This window comes from Micromonospora sp. NPDC005707, assembly GCF_040631005.1.
GTDB lineage: Bacteria > Actinomycetota > Actinomycetes > Mycobacteriales > Micromonosporaceae > Micromonospora.
Genome location: NZ_JBEXYR010000004.1, coordinates 128,204 through 155,167, shown reverse-complemented (window position 1 = coordinate 155,167; position 26,964 = coordinate 128,204). Strand labels below are relative to the sequence as shown.

The 26,964-nt window shown below is 70.0% G+C and carries 26 protein-coding genes; 10 read left to right on the top strand and 16 right to left on the bottom strand.

What is annotated here, in order from left to right; translation table 11 throughout:
• The first annotated feature begins 552 nt into the window (after positions 1 to 552).
• Positions 553 to 1,383, top strand: a complete 831-nt coding sequence (locus ABZ452_RS08510; RefSeq protein ID WP_151465489.1) for a 1,4-dihydroxy-6-naphthoate synthase — start codon at positions 553 to 555, stop codon at positions 1,381 to 1,383.
• On the opposite strand, the gene ABZ452_RS08505 is transcribed toward ABZ452_RS08510, so the two are convergent.
• Both ABZ452_RS08505 and ABZ452_RS08500 read right to left on the bottom strand, forming a co-directional pair.
• Positions 1,344 to 1,730, bottom strand: coding sequence for a cold shock domain-containing protein (locus ABZ452_RS08505; protein WP_026267952.1), 387 nt, complete (start codon positions 1,728 to 1,730; stop codon positions 1,344 to 1,346). The genes ABZ452_RS08510 and ABZ452_RS08505 overlap by 40 nt on opposite strands.
• Before the next feature lie 28 nt (positions 1,731 to 1,758).
• Positions 1,759 to 2,382 carry a haloacid dehalogenase-like hydrolase gene (locus ABZ452_RS08500; protein WP_357940350.1) on the bottom strand — a complete coding sequence of 208 codons (624 nt, stop codon included), beginning with the start codon at positions 2,380 to 2,382 and terminating at the stop codon, positions 1,759 to 1,761.
• 61 nt (positions 2,383 to 2,443) lie between these two features.
• On the opposite strand from ABZ452_RS08500, the gene ABZ452_RS08495 reads away from it, so the two are divergent.
• The gene (locus ABZ452_RS08495; protein WP_357940348.1) at positions 2,444 to 4,915 is read left to right on the top strand and encodes a helicase-associated domain-containing protein; all 2,472 of its coding nucleotides are present in this window, start codon (positions 2,444 to 2,446) and stop codon (positions 4,913 to 4,915) included.
• On the opposite strand, the gene ABZ452_RS08490 is transcribed toward ABZ452_RS08495, so the two are convergent.
• Both ABZ452_RS08490 and ABZ452_RS08485 read right to left on the bottom strand, forming a co-directional pair.
• Positions 4,912 to 5,148, bottom strand: a complete 237-nt coding sequence (locus ABZ452_RS08490; RefSeq protein WP_357940346.1) for a hypothetical protein — start codon at positions 5,146 to 5,148, stop codon at positions 4,912 to 4,914. The genes ABZ452_RS08495 and ABZ452_RS08490 overlap by 4 nt on opposite strands.
• A gap of 114 nt (positions 5,149 to 5,262) precedes the next feature.
• Entirely contained in the window at positions 5,263 to 6,129 is an 867-nt protein-coding gene (locus tag ABZ452_RS08485; protein ID WP_357940344.1) for a L,D-transpeptidase family protein, read from the bottom strand.
• A 176-nt stretch (positions 6,130 to 6,305) separates the two neighbouring features.
• Between ABZ452_RS08485 and ABZ452_RS08480 the strand changes: the two genes are divergently transcribed.
• Positions 6,306 to 7,985: a DNA repair helicase XPB gene (locus ABZ452_RS08480; protein ID WP_357940342.1), complete on the top strand. Its 1,680-nt coding sequence runs from the start codon at positions 6,306 to 6,308 to the stop codon at positions 7,983 to 7,985.
• A gap of 98 nt (positions 7,986 to 8,083) precedes the next feature.
• On the opposite strand, the gene ABZ452_RS08475 is transcribed toward ABZ452_RS08480, so the two are convergent.
• The 5 genes from ABZ452_RS08475 to ABZ452_RS08455 all read right to left on the bottom strand — a co-directional run bounded on the left by ABZ452_RS08475 (position 8,084) and on the right by ABZ452_RS08455 (position 14,108).
• Positions 8,084 to 8,791 carry a hypothetical protein gene (locus ABZ452_RS08475; protein WP_357940340.1) on the bottom strand — a complete coding sequence of 236 codons (708 nt, stop codon included), beginning with the start codon at positions 8,789 to 8,791 and terminating at the stop codon, positions 8,084 to 8,086.
• Between the two features lie 134 nt (positions 8,792 to 8,925).
• On the bottom strand, positions 8,926 to 10,494 hold the full coding sequence (locus ABZ452_RS08470) for an AAA family ATPase (RefSeq protein ID WP_357940338.1): 1,569 nt from the start codon (positions 10,492 to 10,494) through the stop codon (positions 8,926 to 8,928).
• A gap of 1 nt (position 10,495) precedes the next feature.
• Complete coding sequence (locus ABZ452_RS08465) at positions 10,496 to 12,130, bottom strand: restriction endonuclease subunit S (protein ID WP_357940336.1); 1,635 nt, start codon at positions 12,128 to 12,130, stop codon at positions 10,496 to 10,498.
• Positions 12,131 to 12,136: 6 nt separating this feature from the next.
• Positions 12,137 to 13,522, bottom strand: a complete 1,386-nt coding sequence (locus ABZ452_RS08460; RefSeq protein ID WP_357940334.1) for an N-6 DNA methylase — start codon at positions 13,520 to 13,522, stop codon at positions 12,137 to 12,139.
• A gap of 376 nt (positions 13,523 to 13,898) precedes the next feature.
• On the bottom strand, positions 13,899 to 14,108 hold the full coding sequence (locus tag ABZ452_RS08455; RefSeq protein WP_357940332.1) for a winged helix-turn-helix domain-containing protein: 210 nt from the start codon (positions 14,106 to 14,108) through the stop codon (positions 13,899 to 13,901).
• 419 nt (positions 14,109 to 14,527) lie between these two features.
• On the opposite strand from ABZ452_RS08455, the gene ABZ452_RS08450 reads away from it, so the two are divergent.
• Positions 14,528 to 14,794: a hypothetical protein gene (locus tag ABZ452_RS08450; protein ID WP_357941047.1), complete on the top strand. Its 267-nt coding sequence runs from the start codon at positions 14,528 to 14,530 to the stop codon at positions 14,792 to 14,794.
• Complete coding sequence (locus tag ABZ452_RS08445) at positions 14,791 to 15,057, top strand: hypothetical protein (protein WP_357940330.1); 267 nt, start codon at positions 14,791 to 14,793, stop codon at positions 15,055 to 15,057. Before ABZ452_RS08450 ends, ABZ452_RS08445 begins: the two co-directional genes overlap by 4 nt.
• 343 nt (positions 15,058 to 15,400) lie before the next feature.
• Here the strand turns inward: ABZ452_RS08445 and ABZ452_RS08440 are convergent, their stop codons facing one another.
• The gene (locus tag ABZ452_RS08440; protein WP_357940328.1) at positions 15,401 to 16,264 is read right to left on the bottom strand and encodes a GNAT family N-acetyltransferase; all 864 of its coding nucleotides are present in this window, start codon (positions 16,262 to 16,264) and stop codon (positions 15,401 to 15,403) included.
• Between the two features lie 133 nt (positions 16,265 to 16,397).
• On the opposite strand from ABZ452_RS08440, the gene ABZ452_RS08435 reads away from it, so the two are divergent.
• On the top strand, positions 16,398 to 16,838 hold the full coding sequence (locus ABZ452_RS08435; protein WP_357940326.1) for a DUF1801 domain-containing protein: 441 nt from the start codon (positions 16,398 to 16,400) through the stop codon (positions 16,836 to 16,838).
• Positions 16,839 to 16,918: 80 nt separating this feature from the next.
• Here the strand turns inward: ABZ452_RS08435 and ABZ452_RS08430 are convergent, their stop codons facing one another.
• The 4 genes from ABZ452_RS08430 to ABZ452_RS08415 all read right to left on the bottom strand — a co-directional run bounded on the left by ABZ452_RS08430 (position 16,919) and on the right by ABZ452_RS08415 (position 20,400).
• A complete protein-coding gene (locus ABZ452_RS08430) occupies positions 16,919 to 17,764 on the bottom strand; it encodes a patatin-like phospholipase family protein (protein WP_357940324.1) in 846 nt (281 codons plus the stop codon).
• A gap of 146 nt (positions 17,765 to 17,910) precedes the next feature.
• Positions 17,911 to 18,828 carry an alpha/beta hydrolase gene (locus ABZ452_RS08425; RefSeq protein ID WP_357940322.1) on the bottom strand — a complete coding sequence of 306 codons (918 nt, stop codon included), beginning with the start codon at positions 18,826 to 18,828 and terminating at the stop codon, positions 17,911 to 17,913.
• Between the two features lie 229 nt (positions 18,829 to 19,057).
• Positions 19,058 to 19,795, bottom strand: coding sequence for a TIGR03089 family protein (locus ABZ452_RS08420; RefSeq protein WP_357940320.1), 738 nt, complete (start codon positions 19,793 to 19,795; stop codon positions 19,058 to 19,060).
• A 26-nt stretch (positions 19,796 to 19,821) separates the two neighbouring features.
• Complete coding sequence (locus ABZ452_RS08415) at positions 19,822 to 20,400, bottom strand: TetR/AcrR family transcriptional regulator (protein WP_357940318.1); 579 nt, start codon at positions 20,398 to 20,400, stop codon at positions 19,822 to 19,824.
• Between the two features lie 88 nt (positions 20,401 to 20,488).
• On the opposite strand from ABZ452_RS08415, the gene ABZ452_RS08410 reads away from it, so the two are divergent.
• The 4 genes from ABZ452_RS08410 to ABZ452_RS08395 all read left to right on the top strand — a co-directional run bounded on the left by ABZ452_RS08410 (position 20,489) and on the right by ABZ452_RS08395 (position 24,995).
• Positions 20,489 to 20,857: a DUF4267 domain-containing protein gene (locus ABZ452_RS08410; RefSeq protein ID WP_357940316.1), complete on the top strand. Its 369-nt coding sequence runs from the start codon at positions 20,489 to 20,491 to the stop codon at positions 20,855 to 20,857.
• A gap of 27 nt (positions 20,858 to 20,884) precedes the next feature.
• The gene (locus tag ABZ452_RS08405) at positions 20,885 to 21,379 is read left to right on the top strand and encodes a cupin domain-containing protein (protein ID WP_357940314.1); all 495 of its coding nucleotides are present in this window, start codon (positions 20,885 to 20,887) and stop codon (positions 21,377 to 21,379) included.
• 95 nt (positions 21,380 to 21,474) lie between these two features.
• Positions 21,475 to 22,644, top strand: coding sequence for a hypothetical protein (locus tag ABZ452_RS08400; RefSeq protein WP_357940312.1), 1,170 nt, complete (start codon positions 21,475 to 21,477; stop codon positions 22,642 to 22,644).
• A gap of 59 nt (positions 22,645 to 22,703) precedes the next feature.
• Positions 22,704 to 24,995 (top strand): esterase-like activity of phytase family protein, encoded by a 2,292-nt coding sequence (locus ABZ452_RS08395; RefSeq protein ID WP_357940310.1) that lies wholly within the window; start codon positions 22,704 to 22,706, stop codon positions 24,993 to 24,995.
• Positions 24,996 to 25,040: 45 nt separating this feature from the next.
• On the opposite strand, the gene ligD (ABZ452_RS08390) is transcribed toward ABZ452_RS08395, so the two are convergent.
• Entirely contained in the window at positions 25,041 to 25,955 is a 915-nt protein-coding gene (gene ligD, locus ABZ452_RS08390) for a non-homologous end-joining DNA ligase (RefSeq protein WP_357940308.1), read from the bottom strand.
• Complete coding sequence (ligD, locus tag ABZ452_RS08385) at positions 25,945 to 26,883, bottom strand: non-homologous end-joining DNA ligase (RefSeq protein ID WP_357940306.1); 939 nt, start codon at positions 26,881 to 26,883, stop codon at positions 25,945 to 25,947. Before ligD (ABZ452_RS08385) ends, ligD (ABZ452_RS08390) begins: the two co-directional genes overlap by 11 nt.
• Between the last annotated feature and the right edge of the window lie 81 nt (positions 26,884 to 26,964).

The following is a 26,964-nucleotide window of genomic DNA, read 5'->3' as shown; positions in this document are numbered from 1 at the left end:
ATGCCCGCACTTGGCGCAGGTTGCCAACGCGCCGCCGTGATCCATCCACGTCATCAAGTTCCTAGCGGCCGAACGAGGAGCGGCCAAGCCGAGCCACGAGTCCCACCCCGACGCCAGCACCCAGCACCCGGCACCCGGCACCCGACACCCGACACCCGACACCAGCACCTAGCACCCGGCACCCGACACCCGACACCAGCACCCGGCACCCGGCGTCCGGCCCCCGGCAACCCACGCCCGTCGCACATCGACAACCGGTCGCCGCGATCCATCCACGCCATCAAGTACCTAGCGGCCGAACAAGAAGCAGCCAAGCGAACCAACCAGCCCCACCCCCTGCACCCTGCACCGGCACCCGCACCCGCACCCGGCAGCCGGCCAGCCGGCCAGCCGGCACATCCAAGACCGGCCGCTGCGATCCGTCCACGTCATCAAGTTCGTAGCGGCTGAACAGGAGGTGCCGGGGCTCACGGGCGCGCACCGGACGGTCGCCCGTCACAGCCGGCGGGGCGGGGTGGCGGGCACCGGAACGGGCGGGGTTACGGTGGGGGCGTGGCGCTCTCCCTGGCGATCTCGCCCTGCCCCAACGACACCTTCGTCTTCGACGCCCTCGTGCACGGCCGGGTGCCCGGCGCGCCGGCCGTCGAGGTGACCTACGCCGACGTCGACGTCACCAACACGGCCGCCGAGCGCGGGGCGTTCGACCTGGTGAAGGTGAGCTACGCGGCGTTGCCGTGGCTGCTCGACGACTACCACCTGCTGCCCTGCGGTGGGGCGCTGGGCCGGGGCTGCGGCCCGCTGGTGCTCACCCGGGGCGACCGTACCGACCTGTCCGGCGCGACGGTGGCGGTGCCGGGTGAGCGGACCACGGCGTACCTGCTGTTCCGGCTCTGGGCGGCGGAGCAGCCGCCGGCGCGGATCGAGGTGGTGCCGTTCCACGAGATCATGCCGGGGGTGGCCGCCGGGCGGTACGACGCCGGGCTGGTGATCCACGAGGCGCGGTTCACCTACCCGCGGCACGGGCTGACCGCCCTGGTCGACCTGGGCGAGTGGTGGGAGGGCGACACCGGCCTGCCGATCCCGCTCGGCGCGATCCTGGCCCGCAAGGGCGCGGTGGACCCGGTCGAGGCGGCCGCCTGGATCCGCGAGTCGGTCCGGCAGGCCTGGGCCGACCCGGAGGCCAGCCGGGAGTACGTGCTCGCGCACGCGCAGGAGATGGAGCCCGACGTGGTGGACCGGCACATCGGCCTCTACGTCAACGAGTTCACCGCCGACCTGGGAGAGGCCGGCTTCGCCGCCGTGGAGGCGCTGTTGGGCCGGGCCGCCGACGCCGGGCTCGTCCCTCAGACCTCCAGCTCGCGCGCCACCGCGTGGACCAGCTGAGCGATCTTCTGCGCGGTCTTCCGGTCCGGGAAGCGGCCCCGGCGCAGGTCCGGCTGGACCTTCGCCTCCAGCACCTTGATCATGTCTTCGACCAGGCCGTGCAGCTCCTCGGCCGGCCGGCGGCGCAGCTCCGCCACCGAGGGCGGCGCCTCCAGCAGCTTGACCCCCATGGCCTGGGCGCCCCGCCGGCTGTCCACCACGCTGAAATCGACCCGCTGGCCGCCCTTCAGGTCGGCGACACCCGCCGGTAGCGCGCCCTTCGGCAGGAACACGTCGCCACCCTCGTCACTGGTGACGAACCCGTATCCCTTGGCCGCGTCATACCACTTCACTCGACCCGTCGGCACCTGAAAACCCCTGCTTCGCTCGGAACCTCTACCCCTCCAAGGCTAGCCGGATGATCCGGTCCAGCGCCGCTGGGAATCCGGCGAGATCATCCAGCACGACGTGTGCGCCCGCCGCGCTCAACTCGTCCCTCGTGCAGGGGCCGGTCGCGACTCCCACGCCCGGGATTCCCGCAGCTTGTGCGGCGGCCATGTCGGCCACGTGGTCGCCGACGTAGAGGGTCGCGCCGTGGTCCCGCAGCGCGGTCGCCTTCTGCTCGGCGAACAGGTCGCCGGCCAGCTCGTCGACGGCCAGGCCGAGGTGGTCCAGGTGCAGCTTCGCCAGCCGGCCCATCTTCGCGGTGACCACCATGACCCGGCCGCCCCGCGCGTGCACCGCCGCGATGGCGGCCTCCGCGCCGGGCATCGGCAGGGCCGGGGTGATCGCGTACGCCGGGTAGAGCTCCCGGTACGCGACCACCGCCTCCTCGACCCGCTCCGGCGGGAACCAGTGCGCGATCTCGGTGCGCAACGGCGGGCCGAGGCGGGAGACCGCCAGCTCGGCGTCGACGGGCACCCCGGTGCGGGCGGTCAACGCCCGGAAGGCGGCCGCGATGCCGGGGCGCGAGTCGACCAGGGTCATGTCGAGGTCGAATCCGACCATGAGCGAGGGCACGACGAGAACGTACCCGTCCGAGGGGCGCGACAGCCCCCGGCCGGGCTAGCGTGGAACGACGATGACCACCTCATTCGCCGACCACCTGCGGACCCTTCCCGACGAGTCCCTGGCCGCCCTCCTCCAGCTGCGGCCCGACCTCGTCGTACCGGTGCCCGCAGACGTCTCCGCCCTCGCCATCCGCGCCCAGTCGCGGGTCTCCGTGGCACGAGCGCTCGACGGGCTAGACCAGTTCACCCTCCAGATCCTGGACGCCGCCCGGCTCACCCGGGACCCGGAGGGCGGCGGCACCGCCACCGAGGCCATCCTGGCCCTGGCCACCTCCGGCCCGCACCCACCCGCCCCGACCGCGGTCCGCGGCGCGGTGAACCGGCTCCGCGCGCTCTTCCTGCTGTACGGGCCCGAGCACGACCTGCGCGTGGTGGGCGGCGTCGACGAGGTGTCCCCGTACCTTGCCGGTCTGGGCCGGCCGGCCGCGGAGCTGGACCCGCGGGCGGCGGCCGTCTGCGCGGACCCGGCGAAGCTGCGGCGGACGCTGCTGGCCGCGCCGCCCTCGGCCCGGGCGATCCTGGACCGGCTCGCCGCCGGCCCGCCGGTCGGCGCCGTGCCCCCGGGCGCGCTGGACGCCCCCGCCACCGGCGAGGAGGACATCCTGCCGCCGGACCTGGTCAACGGCGGGGCGGCCACCGGCTCCCCGATCCGCTGGCTCGTGGAGCACCGGCTGCTCGTCCGGATGTCGGCCGTCAAGGGCGGCGGCACCGTCGAGCTGCCCCGCGAGGTGGGGTTGCTGCTGCGCCGGGACACCGGCCCGCTCGGCCCGCTGCGCACCAGCCCGCCCGAGGTGTCGAGCCCGCCGCGGGAGGCCAAGTCCGTCGACTCGGCCGGCGCCGGGCAGACCATGGAGGTGGTCCGGCACACCGAGGCGCTGCTGGAGGCCCTGGCCGCCGAGCCGGCCCCGGTGCTGCGCTCCGGTGGGGTGGGCGTCCGGGACCTGCGCCGGCTGGCCCGCGGCCTCGGGCTGGACGACCCGACCACCGCGCTGATCTTCGAGGTGGCGTACGCGGCCGGGCTGGTCGGCGAGCTGGACCTGACCGGGGCGGTGACCAGCCGGTACGGGGGCGACCAGCAGATCCTGCCCACCGGCGGGTACGAGGTGTGGCGGGCCGCCTCGCTGGCCCAGCGCTGGGAGCAGCTCGCCCGCGCCTGGCTCACCATGACCCGCCAGGTGGGCCTGGTCGGCCAGCGCGACGACCGGGACCGGCCCATCGCGGTGCTCTCCGCCGAGGCGGAGCGGGCCGGCGCGCCGGCCGCCCGGCGTTCGGTGCTCGCCGTGCTGGCCGACCTGCCCCCGGCGACCGCCCCGACCCAGGACGAGGTGCTGGAACTGCTGGACTGGCGGGCGCCCCGCCGCGCCCGGGGCCGGGAGGCGGCGCACCGCGAGGTGCTGGCCGAGGCGGCCCAGCTCGGGGTGACCGGGCTCGGAGCGCTGACCTCGTACGGGCGGCTGCTGCTGGCCGAGCTGAACGAGGCCGACGAGCGGGCCGACGACCCGCTCGGGCTGTACTCCGAGGCCGAGTCGGGCGAGCCGTCCACCGCCGTCCGCGCGCTGGACGCGCTGCTCCCCGCCCCGGTCGACCACTTCCTCGTGCAGGCCGACCTGACCGTCGTGGTGCCCGGCCCGCCCGACCCGGCGCTCGCCGCCGAGCTGGACGTGGTGGCGGAGCACGAGTCGGCCGGCGGGGCCAGCGTCTACCGGGTCACCACGGCCAGCGTGCGGCGGGCCCTGGACGCCGGCTACTCGGCCGACGACCTGCACGCGCTGTTCCGCCGCCGGTCGCGTACCCCGGTGCCGCAGGGGTTGAGCTACCTGGTGGACGACGTGGCGCGCAAGCACGGCGGGCTTCGGGTCGGCTCGGCCGGCGGGTACGTGCGCAGCGACGACGAGGCGCTGCTCACCGAGGTGCTGTCCGACCGGCGGCTGGAGGCGTTGGCGTTGCGCCGGCTGGCCCCGACGGTGCTGGTCACCCCGTACCAGGTGAACCGGATGTTGATCGCGCTGCGCGACGCCGGTTACGCGCCGGTGGCCGAGGACGCCGGCGGCGCGGCCGTGCTGGCCCGGCCGAAGACCCGGCGGGCGCCGGCCCGGGTCCCGGCGGCCAGCCGCAGCCTCGACCCGCTCGCGGCGCCGCGGCTGCCGCTGCCCCGGCTGCTCGGGGTGGTGGAGCAGATCCGCCGGGGCGATGCGGCGGCCCGGGCGGCGCGGCGGGCCCCGGCGGTGGTCCGCGGCGGGACGGCGCGCACCGGCCCGGGGCCGGCGCACACCCACAGCGACGCCCTCGCCGTGCTCCAGCAGGCCGTGCGGGACAAGGCGCTGGTCTGGGTGGGCTACGTCGACGCGCACGGGGCGACCGCGTCCCGGCTGGTCCGGCCCGTCTCGATCGGGGCCGGCTACCTGCGCGCCGAGGACGACCGCACCGAGATGCTGCACACCTTCGCGCTGCACCGGATCACCGCGGCGGTGCTGGAGGACTAGTCCCCGTTGCGGCGCAGGGTGCCGATCACCGAGACGGCGAGCAGCAGGCCGAACGCGGCGCCGGCCGACTCGCCGACCGAGTCGACGAAGCCCTGCCGCTGCACCAGCAGCCCGAACAGGAACCAACCGAAGATGCCGGTGGCGGCGGCCGCGTAGCCGAACATGGCCGCCGGTGAGACCTCCTGCTGGCGCGCCCGGTCGTCCTCGGGAAGCACGTCGTGATCGACGGTCATGGCCAGTCCCTCCCGCCCCGTGGTGGACCCGACCTCCAGAGTGGCACCGGAGGGGGTCACCCGGACAGGGGATAAAACCCTGATCCGGGCGCGCGGGTCACGGGGGGACGGGTATCAGGTGCCCGACCGGTGGCCGAAGACGACCACGCGGGTGCCGACCGAACCCAGCTCCCAGAGCCGGACGGCGTCGCGGTGCAGCAGGTTCACGCAGCCGTGCGAGCCGATCGAGGAGTTGTGGATGTACGTCGTCGTCTCGTGGAAGCCGATCCCGCCGTTGAACCGCTGCCAGTAGGGCAGCCACACCTCGTACGGGTTGGACCACTCGCGCAGGTTCTTCCCACCCACCCGGTAGGTGCCGGTCGGCGTGGCGTAGCCGGACATGCCGGTGCGGGTCACCGTCGGGCCCATCACGACCTTGCCGCCGCGCATAGCGAAGACGGTCTGCCGGGTCAGGTCGACGCAGAAGGTGAGGCCGGAGCCGGCCCGGCAGCGCCCCGTGTCGGTGCTGGCCAGCCGCTTCGCCACGTCGTACGTGGTGGGGCCGGCGCGACCCGAGGCCGGGCTGATCCCGTACCGGCGCTGGAACTTCTTGATCGCGGTGCAGTCGGCGGCCGACTGCTTGCCGTCCACGCTCAACGTCCCGAAACCGCCCAGCCGGCTCAGGTACGTCTCCACGGCCCGCTGCTGCTCCCCCTGCGGACAGCCGGCGGACTTGGACGGCTTCGGCGTGGTCGGCTTCGGCGTGGTGCTGCGACCGGGCGTCGGCGTGGCCGTCCGGCTGGGCTGCGCCGACGGGGACGCGGCCGGCTGCTCCGGCGCGGGCGGCGCGCTCGCCCCCGATGCCCGTTCCGTCACGCCGACGGGCTGCGGGGCGGCGGCCCCGGACCCGTCGCCCTGCGGATCGAGCGCGCACGCACCGACGCCGACCAGCACGACCACTGCCAGGCCGACGGCCCGGGCGGCGAAACGGACACGCTTCATGGGCCCTCCCCCTGGACAGTTGTCCCGCTTGCTAGACGTACGGGAGCAGTGTGACGTTGCCTGTCCAGCGAGACTTTTTCCGGACACCCTCGGGCGTGCAACACTGGATGGTCCGCCTTCGGCAGGTCAGCCGCCGTGCGGGCGAGAATTTTCCGGCATAGGGAGAGGACACTGGCGTGAGCGGTGGACCACTGATCGTGCAGTCGGACAAGACCCTGCTGCTGGAGATCGACCACCCCGACGCCCAGGCGTGCCGGATGGCCATCGCGCCCTTCGCCGAGCTGGAGCGCTCCCCCGAGCACGTGCACACCTACCGGCTCACCCCGCTGGGGTTGTGGAACGCCCGGGCCGCCGGCCACGACGCCGAGGGCGTGGTGGACACGCTGATCAAGTACTCCCGCTACCCGGTGCCGCACGCGCTGCTGGTCGACGTGGCCGAGACCATGGACCGCTACGGCCGGCTCCAGCTCGCCAACGACCCGGCGCACGGCCTGGTGCTCCGCGCCCTCGACCGGGTGGTGCTCGTCGAGGTCGCCAAGAGCAAGAAGCTCGCCGGCATGCTCGGCCCGAAGCTCGACGACGACACCATCCAGGTGCACCCGTCCGAGCGCGGCCGACTCAAGCAGGCACTGCTCAAGCTCGGGTGGCCCGCCGAGGACCTGGCCGGCTACGTGGACGGCGAGGCGCACCCCATCGAGCTGGCCGAGGCCGGCAAGGACGGCGGCAAGCCGTGGACGCTGCGGTCCTACCAGCGGGAGGCCGTCGAGGCGTTCTGGGCCGGCGGCTCCGGCGTGGTGGTGCTCCCCTGCGGCGCCGGCAAGACGCTCGTCGGGGCGGCGGCCATGGCCGAGGCCAAGGCGACCACGCTGATCCTGGTGACCAACACGGTCGCCGGCCGGCAGTGGAAGCGCGAGCTCATCGCCCGCACGTCGCTCACCGAGGACGAGATCGGCGAGTACTCGGGCGAGCGCAAGGAGATCCGCCCGGTCACCATCGCCACGTACCAGGTGCTCACCTCCCGCAAGAAGGGCGCGTTCACCCACCTCGACCTGTTCGGCGCCCGCGACTGGGGCCTGGTCGTCTACGACGAGGTGCACCTGCTGCCCGCGCCGATCTTCCGCTTCACCGCGGACCTCCAGGCCCGCCGCCGGCTCGGCCTCACGGCAACTCTGGTACGCGAGGACGGCCGCGAGGGCGACGTGTTCAGCCTGATCGGCCCGAAGCGGTACGACGCGCCGTGGAAGGACATCGAGCAGCAGGGCTGGATCGCCCCGGCCGAATGCACCGAGGTACGGGTCACGCTGACCGACGCCGAGCGGATGGCGTACGCGACGGCGGAGGCCGAGGAGCGCTACCGGATGGCGGCCACCGCGCGGACGAAGCTGCCGGTGGTGCGGGCGCTGGTGGAGCGGCACCCGAATGAGCAGGTGCTGGTCATTGGCGGGTACATCGACCAACTGCACCAGCTTGGGGAGTATCTGGACGCGCCGATCGTGCAGGGGTCGACGACTAACCGGGAGCGGGAGCGGCTGTTTGACGCCTTCCGGTCCGGTGAGGTGAAGACGTTGGTCATCTCCAAGGTCGGGAACTTCTCCATTGACCTGCCGGAAGCTGCCGTCGCCATTCAGGTGTCGGGGACCTTCGGGTCTCGGCAGGAGGAGGCGCAGCGGTTGGGGCGGGTGCTGCGGCCGAAGGCTGATGGGCGGCAGGCGCACTTCTACACGGTCGTCTCCCGGGACACGATCGACACGGAGTACGCGGCGCACCGGCAGCGGTTCCTCGCCGAGCAGGGGTACGCCTACACCATCGTGGACGCCGACGACGTCCTCGGCCCGAAGCTGCCGAGCGTGGACTAGGGCCAGCTCAGCATGGCGGTCTGAGGCGAATGTTCTGCCTTCGACCGCAGAGGCGTCTGGCCGCTCCTGGACGTTGCCTAATCATGCCCTGGAAACATTCATAGGAACCGCAGCACGGCATCGGCCGCGCCACTGCTCACTCGATACCCCAGCAACGCACACCGCGCTGTTGCTGAGTGTTCAGCCTCACGAACGGCCTGTGAGCGTATCTGGACTAGCAGATCCTGGTAGACGTCTTTTGCTCCCTCGTCGCCGCTCATCCAGCGGCGATACGTTCGATCTGCGGCACGAATCAGCCGATAAACCTGGAGATAGACGCGTCGGCGGCTCTCGACAAGCTTGACGTGATCGAGGTGATAGAGCTGTATCGAGGTCTTGACGCGCAAAGCTTGCGAAGGACCCCTTGCCGTCGAAGGATTTGGGACTACTTGCCCCGTCTCATCAAACCACAAAAGATCGGTGTCCGGCATGCAGCAGGGATCGAGCAGGACAGGAAATTCGCCTTCGAGAGTGTCATCCGGCGCAACAGCACGCTTAGATCCATCTGCCAGCGGGAATGCATCCTGCTTCCCACCTGATGTGCCCCCCTCTTCATCTACCCTTCGGCTGTTACAGAACGTGCAGGAGAATCGGTAGTTGCGCGGATCGAAGGCCAGCCACCAGTAACCTTCATGGCGTTCACGTGCCACTCGGCCTTTGGGCCGAAAGTGGTCGACGGCATTGTCGGAACGCATGTCCCGGCTCTCGCAGTACCAACACTTGTTCGAGTTGATGGACGAAATCAAGGTCTTCAGTTCGCGCCACATGTCCGCGTTGTCAGCTATTATCTTCTTTCGGCGCTCAGCGTCAGGCGCGTCTCGGAGTTGCTTATTTAGCGAGCGGGCCCGCGTGCTCCACTCAGGCGGAACCTTGTCAACGAAAGAGTCCAAGTCGACGAAGATCAAAACAGCCTACCCTCAATCGGCTCCGAATTATCCCAGAGCATATCGCGGAGAATATGTTCAGACTCTTCTCGTTGTGCGGCGATCTCGTCACGCGTAAGTGTCACTTCGGGCAGCGCTTCCGCCTCTATAGACAGCTTGGCGCGCAAGAATTCCTGGTATTCAGGGTCCCTCTCTTCTGTCAGTAGGCCCAGTTCCTCCAGTTGCTCGTTGAGGGCATCAAGCCTGTCGCGTTCCTCATCAGACAAGTCGGAACGAGCAGCGAGGCGGCGCTTCTCGTCGAGGATGCGCAGAGTCGGAAGATCAAGCTGCGAGCGAAGGCCGTAGACGTCGCTCGTCAGCAAGGAGCCGACACCCATCCCCCTCGGGTTGTCCCAAGGTTCAACCGCGCGACTACGACCGTTCGGATCCCTCTCCAAGATCCGGACCTCGTTCTTTAGCAAGCCGCCCACAACTAATGGATCATGCGTCGCCATCAGAACATGGGATCGTTCGTCAAGGGCGCCGAACCCACTAAGAAAATCTCTGTATTGAAGGCTCCAGGCAGGGTTGAGATGAGTGTCGGGCTCGTCCAGCAGGAATAGCGATTCATCCTCACGGGTAAATCGCATCAGACCCAGCACCAGCAATAACTGCTGCTCCCCTTCGCTGAGCTCTCGGAACGTCAACATTGAGGCCGACTCTCCAACGCGAACGCGAATGCGCACGTCGCTGATAAGCTCGGATATGTACGTGCTCTCGAGCGCCTTGAAGAACTCCTGATGCGAGGCATAGGTCGCTGCTAGATGACGAACCGCGTTGCCGTCTGGCAAGTATAAGAACAGCTGCTCTGTACGGGTAGCGGCACGCCCCAAGCCCACCGATACCCGCCGCTCCAGCCGCAATGGAGCCAGGGCCCGCCGATATAGCTGGTCTAACAGGGTTCGTACGGTTCCTCTGGCGTTCCAAAACCGAGCGTCTCCCCCCTTGCTTGTCCATGGCGGTTGCTGCATCACGAAGAGCACGGAATCAAGCTCCATTATGCCTAACTGATCCCGCAATAGCTCTTGAACAGCAGGGTCGTCGTCCAGGAAGAACGCCAATAGGACAAAGTTCGAGTGCACCGGACGCGCGTAGAACAGCGGCCGAAGGGGACGCTCAATGCCACTAACCAGGTCCCTGTAGAACCGCTCTTGATGAGCCGCGTAGTGCTCTTCCAGCCTATTACTCGGGCCGGAGTAGTACCCGAATACATAGCTAGGGCGGTTCTTTCGCCCCTTAGGGCCAACGACGCTCGAAAGCGACACACTCTTGCCATTTACTCGGCAAGTCCTTCGTATGATCTCATCCTCTATCTTAGCCTCGAGGTCAATGCGACGGCCGCGACACTCGTAAGATAAGGCATAAGGAAATTGCGGATCGTCACCCAGGTCCAGATCGCGGAAGATGATCGTAAGGGCTTCCAGCACGTTTGACTTGCCAGTGCCATTGCGGCCGACAAGAACAGATATCGGGGATGCCGAATCGAAATCGACGCGAAAGTCTCTTAGGTTTTTAAAATCAGGTAGTGAGAGCGATAGGACCCGCATACTATGACGCCCTCCGAATGAAGACGTTTGAGTCGTCGGGCCGGTCAACGATAATGAGCCGGCTCTGTACCGCAGTCCTAAGCTCGGCAAAGAACTCATCTACCGACTCGACGGGAATCCCCGTGCGACGGAACACCTCCTCGGGAGGCAAGGGAGTTGTTGAGTCTCGCACGACTTCTGTCACCGCCCGCCTCTGGTTTGGTTCCCGGCCTTTCCTTGATCTTCGATTCGCGACCGTTGCCACACCAGCCTCCCTAGCTCTTGCGTGAGACTCAGGATTCGCCATGAGGGCGCGTAGACGCGTCAGGATTTCGGCTCCGTCTGGCCCGGCGTCCGAAATCCGATCAGTCAACACGAAGATAGGGTCCCCGCCAGTGAGGGCGCGTAGGAAAGATCGCTCCGTCACCGCGACTAGCCGTTCGCACGCGTCAAGGCGTTGGGCAATTTCTCGCGTCGTGGCCGTCTGACCGTCGAGGCGCTCGGCGACCTGCCGCTGCACCTCAAGCGGCGGGACGGGAACCGGAAGTTGCCGCAGGTCCGAAAGATTGAGGCCAGGCATTCCGGTGCCCCGTAGCCGAGCCTGAAGCCAACGTTGTGCTGACCTAGACTCCAACCAATGCGCTAGGTAGGCCCCATCGACGTCGTCCGCTGGCCTGAATCGTGCCGCGCCACGCGAGATGTTTGCTCCCGCTAGAGCGTTCGGGACGACGGCGGCTCGCATGTACCTGATAATGCTTAAGAGAACATCCCCTGAGTTGACGGTGGATCTCGAATACTTGGCCGAGATTTCGTGGGATGTCCAGGGCAACGCGTCAATCAAGATCTCGCCATCACGGATATCCTGTCCTCGAACGTAAGGAATTCCGTTTCCCGGTTCCTGAGGTACGCCGGGCTGCACGATCCCGTATACGATCGGCGCATCTGTTGGAACGGTTTCGGCTGCCTTAACCCAACGTCCGCCTCCAGGAATCTGCGGGAGCTCCGCAGCGGACAGGTCCACGGGCCCCGACAACATCTCGTAGTCACGTATAACCGATGCGGCCGAATCGAAGTAGCCCCTGATGCTATAGAGTCGTTGTCTAAGATAGTCCAGTTCCTGCTGTGCTGCCCTAGCCATCTCGGCAAGGTGGGCTTGGACCTTCAAGGGAGGCAGCGGGAATGGGACCTTTTTAAAGCGACCCAGGCCGAGATTCGCCAGATTAGTCGTGCTTGTCGCGACCGATTGAAAGGTCCCGTCATGCATGTACGACCGGAATACCAGCAGGGCGTACTCTGGGTCCAGATACGGGCCGCACCGGAACCGGATCAGGTGGTTCTGAAAGAACAGTTCAGGCAGCTCGCCTCGATACATCGCTGATCGCCCAACCAGTTCAGGACTCTGTCCCTCGCAGAGCAGGATGTCATACGGCTCCAAGCGATAACGTTCGCGCTCCTCGGCCGTGAAGTGCATGTAGGTCAACTCGGACAAGTCGATTGCGTCATCCTGCACGTTTGCCACGCGAAGGTACGGAAAGATCGTCTCTGCACTTTGAGCCCTCGACGTACGCTGCCGGCCCAGCATTGCTTCGCCTACATCCTGTACCTGGCACCAGACCCAACTGTCCGGCAGGACTGGCAAGTTCTTTCCTATGGGCATCTGGACCTACTTGCGGGGGTCGCCCGGCTGCATCGCGACAAGGTCGATCAATGCAGAGACAGCGTTATTGACTGCGTCGATCTCAGCCTTGAGTAGCTGAAGCGCGGCTAGTGGCGAGCCCTCTTGTTCCCGTTCGCTTGGTCCTGCATCACGGATCCCGAGGTCTAGCCGGTCCCCCGACGATCGCAGCACTTCTCGGTCGACGGAGTAGAAGCGAGCGCTGGGCTGACGTGGCGAGTTGCCGTTTGGATCCGAACCGTAGGCTTCAAGGAAGTCCTCGAAGTCCTCACGCTGAAGCACCTTACGACGCGTGAAGCTCTTTCCGCCATTCCTGAGGTCGTAAATCCAAACCTGTTGTGTCCGGGCCTGTGAGGGCATAGGTCGCTGGAAGAATAGGACCGATGCCTTTACTCCTGTGGCATAGAAGATCCCGGTAGGAAGGCGCAGGATGGTGTGAAGGTTGAATGTGTCCAGTAGATGCGTCCGAATTGCCTTCGCCACGCCCTCCTCGAACAGTACGTTGTCGGGCACGACGACGGCAGCGCGGCCTGCTGGGGCCAGGCGGGCGTATACGTGTTGCAAGAAGGCAAGCTGCTTACTCGATGTCGGAAAGTCCAGGTGCTCCGCTTCCTCGGGCGTAACGCTGCCCTTGACACCAAAAGGAGGGTTGGTCAGACAGACTGTGCACGACTTCGGCGGAAAGCGGGAGGTCAGGGCATCACCGAGATACAGGTCGGCGCGCATTCCGTGTAGCATCAGATTCATCAGCGCAAGACGGTGAACATCCGTCGCTAATTCCACCCCATGAAGAGAGGGATGACGCCGAGACCTGGTAGCGGCACCTGCCGCGATTAGGAATCCAGCCGTACCGGCAGCAGGGTCATAAACCGTGTCAGCCGACGTAGGCTGCACCGCCGCCACGATGGCTTCCACTAGGGGCCGTGGCGTAAAATACTGCCCAGCGCCATAGCGCGACTCTTGCGCCGACTTCTGGATCAATCCTTCATAGACGTCGCCTAGCGTACTGCCGGCGATTTCCCCCCAATTTATCGCATCGATACCGGCAAGGAACCGACTAAGACCAGCTTTGGTCCGGATTCTGGTAGCCGACTCATTGAAAACCGCACGAAGAAAGGGGTCTTCTGCTTCGGCTAGCCCTGCCAAGACGCGTCGGTATGCCGCTAAGGCATCGCCTGCCGGTGCGGCACGAAGGACCTGCCAACGATATGCGGCAGGAATTTTCGTCTCAATGCTGAGAGTCGAGGCAAGCTTTAAGAATAGCGGGTACGAAAGCTCGCTGAGGTACTCGTGGTACGTGACGCCTTCATCCCGCAACACTGAACAGAGGCCCCAAAGGTCACGAACGATCTCGTCAGCCCGAGCGGCACCCATCACACAGTCATCTCCAGCCGGACATGACGTGCCGTTGCTGGTCTGGCGCTGTGCGTCACTAGCCCCCCGATCTGAAGTTCTGTCAGGACGAGTCCTCGGCAGGAGTGACATGCAGTCTGCCATGACGCTGGATGTGTCTTGCAAGGGTAGGTGCCGCACGAGGGGGCGATGGCTGGCTTGACTTCACGCTGGATGAGGCGGCGACTCACCGGCGGTCGACTTAGCGTCCGAGCCCAAAGAGTGGGCGAGGAACGGCTCGCCCGGGTTCCGGCGGAGCACTGTCGACTACAGCACCCGCCGGTGACGTCTCTTGACGACGGTTTGGCAGGCGGGCGACGGGGGACAGGTCACCTGTCAGGCGCCCCTCTAGGACTAGTTAGCGCCGGCGGGGCTCCGCGACGAAAACGCCCCGCCCGGGGCGGCCCACCAGCACGCCCTGCTCCCGCAAGGTGGCGATCGCCCGCTGAATGGTCGAGTGCGAGACATCGTACGAGTCGGCGAGCACTCGGCCCGCGGGCAACTGGCTACCCGGAGGATAGGTCCCGTCCTTGATCTTCCTCCGCAGATCGTCGAGCAGTTCGTCCATAGTGGGCGGAATAGGCACGATGTGGCCCCTTGCAGTCGGTTGGCCCACCCAGTATCGGTCGAGGCTTTCGAAGTAGGCAATGCATCTACTGGAAGAGGTGGTGGTGGTGACATAGCTGCTGGTGATGAAGGTTCGACATAAGAGCATGGAGAGGTACTTGACGTAAGTGGTGTTGCATCGGTAGCGTCGCTCTCGGTGATGCGGTGCCGCTGCGGTCGGTTGGCGCCTCTCGTACCGGTCTCGCATCGCCGCCGAGACCTCACACCTCCGCGCTCCCCAGCGCGGCCCTGCCGCCGTACCCGAATCAAGGCCGCAGGGCAGTGCGGCCCCCGCCGACTGCAACCTGGCGGAGGCCGCCCCACCACACTTCGACCCGACCCGACGAAGGGCGGTCCTACGTGCGCAACCTGATCCGCCGGCTGACCGGCCGACGCGACGACAGACAACCACCGGCACAAGCCAACCGAAGACAACCACTCCGTCCCTGGCAGATCCGCGAACGCTGCTTCAACGTCCGCCGTCGCGGCCTTGACTCTGTCGAGATCCGCACCTTCCTCCACCAGGTCGCCGACGAACTCACCGTCGCTCAGACCGCCCTCCAAGCCGTCCAGGAGGAGAACCTCCGCATCAAGAACGCCCTGCGCACCTGGCAGAGCGCCCAATCCGCGAACCGCCTCTACCGATGACCGACCGCTGGGTGATCCACCTCCCGGTCACCGCCCCCGACCTGCACCGTGCCCGGATCTTCGCCCGCACGGCAGCCCGCCTGCTGGCCCAGCTCAGCGCCCGCGTAGAGCCCGGCGGCGTAACCGTCTCGCCCGAGGACCAGCAGTCCCTACGCCACTGGGTTTTCTGCGACCGCCCACTCCCCATCGGCGGCCGCTGCGCCCTACCGGTCGACCACACCTCACCCTGCGCGCGACGCCCACCCTGGCTCACCCGCCGCTGAGCACGACCGACTCCGCGGCCAGCGCTCACGGAATGGTGACTGACCCAGCGGGTACGCGCACTGGAGGCAGGGCGGGTAGACGCTATGCCGCGGAAGCGCCATCTCCGATCTGACGCATGAGAGAAGAGAGGCACGCGATGAAGGACAGAATTCTCACCCCGATCAAAAGGGCGACAAAGAGCATCCAGGTGCGCCGTAGACGGGGAGACTCCCTGGTCACCAAGGCAAAGGCCACCCGGCCCGGCCGGCTCTTCCAGTAAGCCCGACACCCCGGACCACCCGTCCGGTGAAGACAAGAACTGCCAGCGCGCTCGGCCTCAACCAGGGCCGAGCGCGCCCAGGGCTACGAACGGCGGCGCAGGTAGCGAGCCCGCCGGCCAACATCTGCGAACCCGAGCCGCCCGTACAGCCCCGCCGCCGGGTTGTTGTCGTTGACGCAGAGCCACACCTCCCGCGCCCCGTCGGCCGCCAGACCCCGCAGCGCACGAGCCACCAGATACGCGCCGACCCGCCGCCCCCGCCACCCGGGGACGACGCCCACCTGGTCGATCCAGTTGTCGATGACGTTGACGAAGCCGACGGCGGCACCGTCGGGAGCACGCGCGATGAGCGACAGGTCCGCCCGGTACTCGTCGTCCTCCCCCAGCTCACCCAGCCACTCCTCGGCCGTGGGCGAGGCGAAGCCGGGCCGGTCGGCGAACGACTCCCGGTAGGTCTCGAACAGCTCGGGACCGAGCGTCACCGGCTCGGTGGTCACGTCGACGGGCCGGGCGACCTCCGGGAGCGCGCCGAGGTCGTGCCGCTGCACCCACTCGGCGAAGGTCCGCTCGAAGCCGCGCGCCGTGAACAGGGCGTCCGCGCCCGGGCTCCACGACTCGGTGGTCACCAGCAGGTCGGCATCGCCCGCCTGCTCGCCGGCCCAGCTCAGCAGCCGCCCACCGAAGCCCCGCCCCCGCCAATCGGGATGCACCAGGCCGGTGCTGGTGGCCGTCTGCCCGCCCAGGCCGATGCCCACGGCCGCGACCAGGCCGCCGTCGTGCCAGGCGCCGAGGGTACGCGTCTGGAGCAGCCGCGCCCGCAACAACGGGGTACGGGCGAACAGCGGCAGCCCACCATCGACGGCCAGGCACGCCTCGGCCAGCCGGGTCAGCTCCGCGAGGTGATCCTCGCCGAACTCTTCCCAGGTGAGCGCGTCCGTCCCGTCCATCCCTACCCCCGTCGTCAATGGCCCACCGACCGGCCAGCAATCACGTGTGGCCCGGCAGGCAGTAGGCACCGCATCCCCGGCGGGTGTCAACCAGATTCGGGCCGGTGTCGTACCCGCCTGGGAGTATCTGCACATGGCGACCTCGAAGCAGCCGGTGACCGTGCCGACCGACGCCAGCGTCGACGACTTCCTGGCGGCCGTGCCCGACGACCGCCGCCGGGCCGACGCCGAGCGCCTCTGCGCACTGCTGCGCGAGGTCACCGGCGAGCCCCCGGTCATGTGGGGTCCGAGCATCGTGGGCTTCGGCACCTACCGCTACACCTACGCGGGCGGGCGCACGGGCGACTGGCCGCTGGTCGGCTTCTCGCCGCGCAAGCAGCAGCTCGTCGTCTACCTGGTGGGCGGATACGAGGAGCGTTACCCGTCGGTGCTCGCCCGGCTCGGCCCGCACAAGACCCGTAAGGGCTGCCTCTATCTGAAGCGACTGGATGACGTGGACGAGAGCGCCCTGCGGGAGCTGGTCGACCGCACGGTCCGGGTGCACAAGGGCGTCGATCGGGCCAGCCAAAGCTGACCGGAGGCGAGGGTCAGGTCGCGACCCTCAACAGGGCGTCGGCGAAAGCCTCGTGCCCGCCTCCGGGGGCGTGGGGGCCGTCAGTTCCAGACGGCCGCCACCGCGGCGGCGTGTGCCGCGCCGACGGCCCGCCCGGCGCGGGCGGACGCTGCGCGGGTCGCGGGTGACAGCGCGTTGGTACCGAACGCGTCTACGGACGCCTGGTCGGCGCTGATCACGTGGACGGTGGCCGGGGCGAGCGCGGCGATCTCGGCGTCCAGGTCGCCCCACGGCTGCGGCGTGTCGGCGAGGGTCGGCTGGATGATCAGCACGCGGTCGGCACCGGCGGCCAGGTCGGCGTTGGTCATGGAGCGCACTCCGCCGTCGACGTAGCAGCGGTCGCCGATCGCGACCGGCGGCCAGATGCCGGGCACCGCGCAGCTCGCGGCGACGGCATCCAGCAGGGTCACGCCGGACTCGCGGGTGAAGATCGCCTCGTCGCCGGTCTCGGCGTCGACCGCGGGCAGCAGCAGGCGCCGGTCGGGCCACTGCTTCACGGGGAGCCGGGCGTCGATCGCAGCGAGCCGCAGAGCCGGGTCGACGGTCCGCGCGGCGAGCGCGATCCCACCGAACCGGCGGCGGGCCTCCTGCGGCCCGGACACGCCGGTCAGCACGGCGGCGTAGTCGGCGAAGAGCTTCTCCGTGTCGACGTCGACCTCGATCTCGGCGGTCTCCGGGCGCAGCTGGGCCGCGTACAGGTCGTCGAGCGGGACGCCGCTGGTGATCTGCGCGCCGACGGCGGAGCCGGCGGAGGTCCCCACGACCAGGTCGGCGGCGAGGATCCGGTCGGCGAGGGTGGGGTCGGCGTCGGCGAGGCCGCGCAGGACGCCCAGCTCCCAGGCAATCCCAGCCACGCCGCCACCGGCGAGTACGAGCGCGTTCGTCATGATCGCCAGCCTTGCACAGCCCGCGGGCACTGTGGATGCCCGTGATCCGTGACGGACGCCTCAGAGGACCGGAGTGGCCCGGTCGACCGCCTGGTCCGGGTGCACAAGGGCGTCGACCGGTCCAGCCAGCGTTGACCGGGCCAGGGTCAGGTTGCGACCTGCGACACCGCGTCGGCGAACGCCTGCGGCGCCTCCTGCGGCAGGTTGTGTCCGACGCCGCCACTAACGGTCCGGTGTTCGTACCGGCCGGAGAAGCGCCCGGCATACACGGAAGGGTCGAGGTGCGGTGCGCCGTTCGCGTCGCCTTCGAGGGTGATGGTGGGCACCCCGATGCTCGGGTTCGCCGACAGTTTCTCCTCCACCTCGTCGTACTGCGGCTCTCCGGCGGCGAGGCCGAGGCGCCAGCGGTAGTTGTGGATCACGACGTCGACGTGGTCGGGGTTGTGCAGCGAGGCCGCGCTCCGGGCGAACGTCTCGTCGTCGAAGGCCCACTTGGGGGACGCCGTCCGCCAGATCAGCTTGGCGAAGGCGTCCAGGTTCTTCTCGTACCCGTCCCGGCCGCGGTCGGTGGCGAAGTAGAACTGGTACCACCAGGCGAGTTCGGCCGGCGGCGGCAGCGGCTTGCGCCCCGATTCCTGGCCGGCGATCAGGTAGCCGCTCACCGAGACGAGGCCCTGGCAGCGCTCCGGCCACAGCGCCGCGATGATGTCGGCCGTCCGGGCGCCCCAGTCGAACCCGGCGAGGGTCGCCTTCTGCACCCCGAGGGCGTCCATGAATGCCACGGTGTCGAGGGCCAGGGCCGCCGGCTGACCGTTCCTCAGGGTGTCGGCGGAGAGGAACCGTGTCGTGCCGTACCCCCGCAGGTGCGGCACGAGCACCCGGTGGCCGGCGTCCGTCAATCGGGGTACGACCTCGGCGAAGCTGTGGATGTCGTACGGCCACCCGTGCAGCAGGAGCACGACCGGCCCCTCCGGGGGTCCGGCGTCGACGTATCCGACGTTGAGCACACCGGCGTCGACCTGCCGCAGGTCCGTGAACGACGATGACCATCCGCTGGTGTTCATCCGGCCGCTCCTCGTGCTCGCCCCACCGACGTCTGCACGCTAGAGCCGGGCGACGGCCACCGGCGGCGTTCCCGGCGAAGGCGTTCGTCGCGACCCGGGGATGGCTAGGATCGGCCGGCCCCGCTGCCCAGGCAGCGGCCCAGATGGCGGCCAGGGGTCGACCGAGCAGCACCCGGGCGCACACCTGCACGCCACCGAAACCGTGTGCCGCGCAACCCGTAACCGGGTGTCACAGCACCCGAGTGACTCGCTCTCCCGCGAGGCGGGCGTCCCGGTCGGCCGGGTCGAGGTTGGCGCAGAGCACCACCGACGCGCCGGCCGCGAGCGGGGCGAGCAGCCACTTCAGCGGTTCCTCGTGCTCGGCCGCGTCGACCAGGAGCCGGTCGCCGGCGTGCAGGTCGAGCTGCTTGGCGTACTCCCGGGCCACCGCGCCCCACTCCCCGTAGCTGGTGCCGTCCGGGCTGGCCGGATCGGACGGGCGGAGGGCGCCCAGGTCGGGAGCGATCTCGGGGTGCCGGAGCACCTCCGGGGACCAGTCCAACCAACCGGGCGGCACCGAGGACAGCGGGCCGGGGCCGGTGCCGACGAGGTAGCGGTGCGTCCCCTCGGGCACGTCCTCCAGCCAGTCGTCGAGGCGTTCCGGGGTGACGAACACCGCGTCGTACGGCAGGTCCGCCCCGGGTTCGAGGACCGGCAGCCCGGCCAGGGCCCGGGGCCGGAACGAGACCGCGAGCCCGACCGACCAGGCCCCGATGAGCACGGCCGCGGTACGCCAGTGTGGCGGCAGCAGCACGGCGACCCGGTCACCGGGGCGCAGCCCGCAGCCGTCCCGGAGCAGCCCGGCGCTGCGGGCCGCCCACGCGCCCAACTGCTGCGCGGTGAGGTCGGTGCGCTCGCCGGTGGCCCCGTCGAGGTAGCTGAGCAGCGGCGCGTCGGTCGCGACGGCGACGGGTGGGTGGTCGGCCATCGGGTGACTCCTCCCTGGCGGTCAGCTCACCCTAGCCGGGCGAACCGGTCCACCAGGATGGCCAGCCGCCGCTCGTGTTCCTCCCGCCGCAGCCGGCCGTTGCGCATCAACGTGACCAGGCCGTGCAGCCCGCTCCAGAAGGTCTCGGTGAACGTCTCCAGGTCGTCGTCACCGGCGAACGGGCGCAGGGTCTCGGCCAGCTCGGCGAAGGCCCGGGCCAGCTCGACCGGCGTGTCCTGGCTGGCGAAGGACAGGGCGACGGGGAGGTTGAAGATCGCGTCGTAGAGCGCGGGCCGGCGTTCGGCGAAGTCGGCGTACGCCGTGGCGATGCCGGCCACCGCCTGCCGCGGGTCGGTCGCGGCGGCCCGGGCGGCGGCGAGTTCGACAGCCAGATCGCCGGAGCCTTCCACGGCGACGGCCGCCATGATGGCGTCCTTGCCCTTGAAGTGGCTGTAGAGGACGGGCTGGCTGTACTCGATCTCGGCCGCGAGCCGGCGCGTGGTGACCGCGTCCCAGCCCTCCGCCTCGGCCAGCTCCCGGGCGGCGGCGATGATCGCCCGCTCCCGCTCCGCCCGCTCCCGCTCCCGCCGCGCCTGAATCGACATGACCAGAACTCTAGCACCGCTAGCCAATCTGCCGGTGCTCTGCTAGCGTCGCTCTTGCATCTAGCACTGCTAGCAATCGGAGTCAGACATGCTCAGCGCCATCGCCTACGGGCTCGCCGTCGTCCTCAGCCTCTTCTGCGTCTTCATCGGCGCGCGGTTCCTCCTCGCGCCGCAGGCCTCGGCCGCCGGCTACGGCGTCCCGGTCAAGCCGGACGAGGACCCCGCCTACCTCACGATCAAGGGCCTGCGCGACCTCAGCTACGGCCTGCTCGGCCTCGCGCTGATCGCCTTCACCAGCGCCGAGGCGGTCGCCTGGTACATGCTGATCGTCGCGATCAACCCGCTGGGAGACACCCTCATCGTGCTGCGCCACGGCAGGAAGGCCATCGCCTTCGGCGTCCACTTCGCCACCGCGGTGGTCGTCCTGCTCAACGCCGTCCTGCTGTTCGCCCTCTGACCCGCACCCCACGACAGGAGTAGCGCGATGTCCCTGATCACGCCCGACTTCGACCGGTCCGTCATCGTGCGCGACGCCGACGCCGAGGTGGTGGGCCGCGCCCCCACCACGATCCGGCTGCTCGCCGACAGCAGTGCCACCGGCGGCGCGCTCTCCACCCAGCGGGTCACCCTGACCGACGGCGCGGACGGCGCCCGCCCGCACCACCACGGCAACTCGGCCGAGCTGTTCTACCTGCTCGACGGCACCGCGCAACTGCTCTCCGGCGAGCAGGTCGTCACCGCCGGACGCGGCGACCTCGTGATCGTGCCGCCCGGCGTGGCGCACGCGTTCGCCGCCGCACCCGGCGAGAACGCGGACATCCTCATCGTCATCACCCCGGGCGTCGAACGGTTCGAGTACTTCCGCCACCTGGAGCGGATCGCCTACGGCAAGGTGCCCCCGGAGAGCCTGCTGGAGGTGCAGGAGCTGTACGACACGTACTTCCGCAGCAGCGCCGCCTGGGACGCCGCCCGCCGCTGAACCCGACGACCGGACCCGCGACCGTCGACTTTGGTCGCGGGTCCGTCGGCCGATGGCCGTTTCGGTGGTCCGGGCCGGCCGGGCACGGTACGGCTATGACAGCCAAGCGCCGCAGCCTTCCGCCCGCCATCGCGCTCCTGCTGCTCGCTCCCTGGGCCGCCGAGTGCGCCTGGGGCGGCTTCACCCTCGCCGGCATGCCGTTCGTGGTGCTCGTGCTCGCCCCGATGTACGGGGGCGCCGCCCTGCTGATCCGGGAGACGGCCCGGCGGCTCGGCCTCGGCTGGCCGGGGATCGTGGCGCTCGCCGCCGCCTTCGGCGTGATCCAGGCCGGCCTGGTCGACCAGTCGCTGTTCAACCCGGGATTCCTCGACGACACCGAGTTCGCCGACACCCAGGCAGTCGCCCAGCAGACGATGGTGCCCGGCCTCGGGTTCAGCGCCCGGCAGGCGGTCGACTACGTGGGCAACCACGTGGCGTTGAGCATCTGCGCGCCGATCGCGCTCGTCGAGTCGTTCCTGGGCGCGGACCGGCGGCTGCGCCCGTGGCTCGGACGGCCGGGGCTGACCGTGGTCGCCCTGCTCTGGCTCGCCGGCAGCCTGCTGATTTTCGCCGACGACGGCGGCCGCAAGAACTTCCTGGCCGCACCGGCCCAGCTGGCGTTCGCCACCGTTGTCGCACTGGCGCTGATCGCCACCGCCCTGCTGCGCAGACGACGGCCCGTCGACCACACCACCCGGCCGGCGCCGCACCGGCCGAGTCCCGCCGCCACCGTCACGCCGACCGAACCGAGCGCGCCGCGACCTCTCACTCCGGACACCCCGACCCCGCCCCGACAAGCGCGACCGGTCAGCTCGACCAACCAGCCCGTGCCAGACCGCCCGCGGTCCATCAGCTCGACCACCCGGCCCACACCGCGTCCTGCCTGGACCGGGCTCGTGGTGGCCGTCGCCTACGCCGGGGCCGGGCTCGCGCCGGGCTGGCCCGGGATCGCACTCGCGCTGGCCCTCGCGGCCGCCGCCGCCGTGCTGCTCGTGCGCTGGTCCCGCCGGCCAGGCTGGGGGCAGCGGCACGTGCTCGCCGCCGGCTCGGCCAGCCTGCTCGTCGCGGCCGCCTACGCGTACGCCGTGCCCACCTATGCCCCGGCGACGCCGGCGGCGGCCCTCGTGGGTGACGTGGCGATCAGCGTGATCGTCCTCGCCCTGGTCAGCGGCGCCTGGTGGCGGCTGCGGAGTCCTTCGTCCAGTGTTCACGCGCCCGCAAGCTGATGCTCCGCCGCGGGTGCCAGCCTCCGTCGGGGCACGACCTACGGAGGAAGTCCTTGACAGTGAGAAGAGCACTCATCGCGGCCGGTGTGGCGGTCGCCGGCCTGGCCGTCGTCACCCCGGCGTCGGCCGGCGGGCACCACCCGGGCGGGCCGGTCGCGTTCGACCGGGTCGCCACGTACCCGGTCTTCCAGAACCGGCCGGCCGGCGAGGACCCGGCGTCCCCGACCGTCGCGGAGATCTCGGCGGTCAGCCCGGACGGCCGCACCCTGGTCTACACCGACGCGCTGGCGCGCCGGATCGGTTTCCTCGACATCTCGAAGGCCGACCAGCCTCGCGGCCTCGGCACCCTCTCCCTCGCCCAGCTCGGCGACGTCGAGGACGAGCCCACCTCGGTGGCCGTGGTCGGCCGGTACGTGCTGGTGGTGGTCAACACCAGCCGCAGCTACACCGAGCCGTCCGGCCGGCTGGACGTGATCGAGCTGGCGACCCGTACCCGGGTCCGCAGCCTCGACCTGGGCGGGCAGCCCGACTCGATCGCCATCAGCAAGGACCTCCGCTACGCGGCGATCGCCATCGAGAACGAGCGCGACGAGGAGGCCACCCCGCCCGGCGGCGAGGAGGGCGACCTGCCCCAGGCTCCCGGCGGCCTCGTGCAGATCGTCGACCTGACCGGCGCCGCCCCGGCCGGCTGGCGGCTGCGGCCCGTACCCCTGACCGGCCCGGACGGCACGGCGCTGCCCGCCCTGGTCCGCGCCGGACTCGCCGCGCCGACCGACCCGGAGCCGGAGTACGTCTCGATCAACGGCCGCAACGAGCTGGCCGTGACCCTCCAGGAGAACAACGGCGTCGCCCTCATCGACCTGCCCACCGGGCGGATCACCAGGGTCTTCTCGGCGGGCACCGCCACGGTCAGCGGGATCGACACCGTCAAGGACGGCACCATCGACCTGACTGGCCGCATCATCGACGTGCCGCGCGAGCCCGACGCGGTGGCCTGGATCGACGACCGCCACCTGGCGACGGCCAACGAGGGCGACTGGCGGGGCGGCACACGCGGCTGGACGATCTTCGACAGCCGCACCGGCGCGGTCGCCTGGGACGCCGGCAACACCTTCGAGCGGCTGGCCGTCACGTACGGGCTGCACAACGAGGACCGCGCCGGCAAGAAGGGCACCGAGCCGGAGGGCGTGGCCGTCGCCGAGTACGACGGTGTCCGCTACGCCTTCGTCGGGTCGGAGCGCAGCAACTTCGTGGCCGTCTACGACCTGAGCAAGCCCACGAGGCCGGTGTTCCGGCAGGTATTGCCCACCACCAACGGGCCGGAGGGGCTGCTGCCCATCCCGTCGCGCGGGCTGCTCGCGGTCTCCAGCGAGGAGGACGACGCCTCGGTCAACGTGCGCGCCTCGGTCTCCCTCTTCCGGCTGGGCCGGGGCACACCCGGCTTCCCGAGCGTCGTCTCCGCCACCGGGGCGGGCGGCGCGCCGATCGGCTGGGGTGCGCTCGGCGCGCTCAGCGCGGTGCCCGGCAAGCCGCACCAGCTCTACAGCGTCACCGACGCCGCGTACGCGCAGACCCGGATCCTCACCGTCGACGCGCAGCGCACGCCGGCCGTGGTCACCGCCGCGCTGCCCGTGCGGGACGCCGCCGGCCAGCCGGTCGGCTACGACGCCGAGGGCATCTTCGCCCGCCCGCAGGGCGGCTTCTGGCTGGCCGTCGAGGGCGCTAAGGGACCGGAGAACAAGCTGGTCCGGCTCGACGCCGCCGGGGTGACCCGGCAGGTCGTCCCGCTGCCGGCCGAGGTGGCCGCCGGCCTCGGCAAGCAGGGCCTGGAAGGCGTCACGGCCAGCACCGACCGGCACGGCCGGGAGATCGTCTGGGTGGCTGTGCAGCGCGAGCTGTCCACCGACCCGGCCGGGACCGTCCGGCTCGGCCGGTACGACGTCGCGGCCGGCACCTGGAGCTGGTTCGGCTACCGGCTGAACGGCACCACCGTCGCGGGCGACTGGATCGGGCTCTCCGAGATCACCGTGGTCGGCGACCGGCTCGCCGTGATCGAGCGGGACAAGCTGAACGGCCCGGCCGCCGCCCTGAAGCGGGTCTACACCGTGCCGCTGCCCGGCGCGGCCGCCGCGCCCGGCACGCTCCCCGTGCTGCCGAAGACCCTCGCGGTCGACGTGCTGCCGGCGCTGCGCGCCACGCACGGCTGGACCCAGGAGAAGCTGGAGGGCCTGACCGTGGCCGGCGACGGCCAGGTGTACGCGATCACCGACAACGACGCGGTCCAGGACGCCACCGGCGAGACGGTGTTCCTGCGGCTCGGCTTCAGCCGGCAGGTCTTCGGCCGCCGCTGAACCCTGACGCGGCCCGGCGTCCACCCTTCTCCGGTGGGCGCCGGGTCAGCGCAGCGGCAGCTCCGGGCCGCCGTCGAGCAGCGGGGCCAGCAGGTCGCCCTGCTTCTCCACCCGCTTCAGCACCTCGGTCGCCGTGTAGGGGCGAGTGGACGGCCGCTTGCCGGCCGCGCCCGCCTCGACCTCGTCCCAGGTCAGCGGGGTGGACGCCGAGGGCACGTCCTGGGCCCGCAGCGAGTACGGCGCCACCGTCGTCTTGGCCGCGCTGTTCTGGCTCCAGTCGATGAAGACCTTGCCGGGGCGCAGGTTCTTCGCCATCTTCGAGACGATCTGCTTCGCGTGCGCCTTCTCCAGCTCCTGCGCGATCCGCTTCGCGTAGGCCGACACGTCGTCGGAGGACTGCGTGCCGGCGATCGGGCAGCAGAGCTGCATGCCCTTCTTCCCCGACGTCTTCGGGTACGCCTCGATGCCGTCGGCGGCCAGCCGGTCCCGCATGAGCAGGGCCACCTGGCAGCACTGCCGCAGCGCGGCCGGGGCGCCCGGGTCCAGGTCGACCACCATCATGTCCGGGTGCTCGCCGACCTTCCACTGCGGCGTGTGCAGCTCCAGCGCGGCGAGGTTGGCCAGCCAGACCAGGGTGGGCAGGTCGTCGGCGACCACGTAGTCGATGGTCTCCCGCCCCTTGCTCGACCCGGGGGCGGGCAGGTTCTCGGTGCGTACCCATTCGGGGGTGGCGGCGGGCGCGTTCTTCTCGAAGAACGAGCCGCCGTCGACGCCGTTGGGGTAGCGGATCCGGGTCAGCGCCCGGTCCCGCAGGTGCGGCAGCAGCACCGGGGCGATCCGCGTGTAGTAGTCGATCACCTCGCCCTTGGTGAAGCCGGCCTTCGGGTAGAGCACCTTGTCCAGGTTGGACAGCTCCAGCGAGCGGCCCTCCACGTCCACCTTGAAGCGGTCAGCTGGCATCCTCGACCTCCTCGGCAGGCTTGTCCGGGCGCAGGCGCAGGATCCGGGGGAAGCGCAACCGGCCGTCCGGCGTGCGCTGGCCGTACTTGACCTCCACCACGACCTGGGGACTTACCCAGATCGCGCCGCGGGCATCCTCGCGGGGCACGTCCCCGGCGAACGGCGACCCGCCGGTGCGCAGCGGTTCCAGCTCGCGCAGCAGCTCACGTTCGAGCGCCGCGCCGATCCCGCCGCCCACGCGACCCCGGTAGACGAGCCGCCCGTCCGGGCCGGGCACCCCGACCAGCAGCCCGCCGATCTTCCGCGCGCCGGGCCGCCAGCCGCCGACCACGAAGTCGCCGGTCACCTCCAGCTTGACCTTCACCCAGTCCGGCGAGCGCACCCCGGCCCGGTAGACCGCGTCGACCCGCTTGGCCATCACCCCCTCCAGGCCGTGCTCGCCGGCCGCCGCGTAGGTGGCCGGACCGTCGGCGAAGACCGGCGGCACCGCCCACCGGGCGGCGCCGAGCCCCAGGGACTCCAGCGCGGCGCGCCGCTCCCGGTAGGGCCGGCCGGTCAGGTCCACGCCGCGCAGCCGGAGCACGTCGAAGATCATGTACGTGACGGGGACGGTCGCCGCGAGCCGGGCGGCCTTGACCGCGTTGCGGACGTGCATCCGCTCGGCGAGGGCGGTGAACGAGGGCTGGCCGTCGGTGAAGAGCACCACCTCGCCGTCCAGCAGGGCGTCGTCGACCTGCTCGGCCAGGGGAATCAGCTCGGGGTACGCGGTGGTGATCTCGACACCCGAGCGGGCGAACAGGTGCTGGTGGCCGCGGCTGATGTCGGCGAGCGCGCGGACCCCGTCCCACTTGAACTCGTACGCCCAGCCGTCACCGGCCGGGAGCTGCCCGGTCATCGCGAGCATCGGCTTCAACGGCGCGCCGGGCACCTTCTGACTGTAGTTGCACGCGGAAGCGCGTGCGTCCCGTTCGATCATTTGCGATTCTGGTCAGAACCGGGGAGAGGAGCG

Excerpts from the sequence above, each read along its gene's own strand:
- ABZ452_RS08495 (WP_357940348.1), top strand. The coding sequence starts at position 2,444 with ATGACCACCTCATTCGCCGACCACCTGCGGACCCTTCCCGACGAGTCC.
- ABZ452_RS08490 (WP_357940346.1), bottom strand. The coding sequence starts at position 5,148 with ATGACCGTCGATCACGACGTGCTTCCCGAGGACGACCGGGCGCGCCAG.
- ABZ452_RS08485 (WP_357940344.1), bottom strand. The coding sequence starts at position 6,129 with ATGAAGCGTGTCCGTTTCGCCGCCCGGGCCGTCGGCCTGGCAGTGGTC.
- ABZ452_RS08475 (WP_357940340.1), bottom strand. The coding sequence starts at position 8,791 with ATGTGGCGCGAACTGAAGACCTTGATTTCGTCCATCAACTCGAACAAG.
- ABZ452_RS08470 (WP_357940338.1), bottom strand. The coding sequence starts at position 10,494 with ATGCGGGTCCTATCGCTCTCACTACCTGATTTTAAAAACCTAAGAGAC.
- ABZ452_RS08465 (WP_357940336.1), bottom strand. The coding sequence starts at position 12,130 with ATGCCCATAGGAAAGAACTTGCCAGTCCTGCCGGACAGTTGGGTCTGG.
- ABZ452_RS08460 (WP_357940334.1), bottom strand. The coding sequence starts at position 13,522 with ATGGGTGCCGCTCGGGCTGACGAGATCGTTCGTGACCTTTGGGGCCTC.
- ABZ452_RS08455 (WP_357940332.1), bottom strand. The coding sequence starts at position 14,108 with ATGGACGAACTGCTCGACGATCTGCGGAGGAAGATCAAGGACGGGACC.
- ABZ452_RS08445 (WP_357940330.1), top strand. The coding sequence starts at position 14,791 with ATGACCGACCGCTGGGTGATCCACCTCCCGGTCACCGCCCCCGACCTG.
- ABZ452_RS08440 (WP_357940328.1), bottom strand. The coding sequence starts at position 16,264 with ATGGACGGGACGGACGCGCTCACCTGGGAAGAGTTCGGCGAGGATCAC.
- ABZ452_RS08435 (WP_357940326.1), top strand. The coding sequence starts at position 16,398 with ATGGCGACCTCGAAGCAGCCGGTGACCGTGCCGACCGACGCCAGCGTC.
- ABZ452_RS08430 (WP_357940324.1), bottom strand. The coding sequence starts at position 17,764 with ATGACGAACGCGCTCGTACTCGCCGGTGGCGGCGTGGCTGGGATTGCC.
- ABZ452_RS08425 (WP_357940322.1), bottom strand. The coding sequence starts at position 18,828 with ATGAACACCAGCGGATGGTCATCGTCGTTCACGGACCTGCGGCAGGTC.
- ABZ452_RS08420 (WP_357940320.1), bottom strand. The coding sequence starts at position 19,795 with ATGGCCGACCACCCACCCGTCGCCGTCGCGACCGACGCGCCGCTGCTC.
- ABZ452_RS08415 (WP_357940318.1), bottom strand. The coding sequence starts at position 20,400 with ATGTCGATTCAGGCGCGGCGGGAGCGGGAGCGGGCGGAGCGGGAGCGG.
- ABZ452_RS08410 (WP_357940316.1), top strand. The coding sequence starts at position 20,489 with ATGCTCAGCGCCATCGCCTACGGGCTCGCCGTCGTCCTCAGCCTCTTC.
- ABZ452_RS08405 (WP_357940314.1), top strand. The coding sequence starts at position 20,885 with ATGTCCCTGATCACGCCCGACTTCGACCGGTCCGTCATCGTGCGCGAC.
- ABZ452_RS08400 (WP_357940312.1), top strand. The coding sequence starts at position 21,475 with ATGACAGCCAAGCGCCGCAGCCTTCCGCCCGCCATCGCGCTCCTGCTG.
- ligD (WP_357940308.1), bottom strand. The coding sequence starts at position 25,955 with ATGCCAGCTGACCGCTTCAAGGTGGACGTGGAGGGCCGCTCGCTGGAG.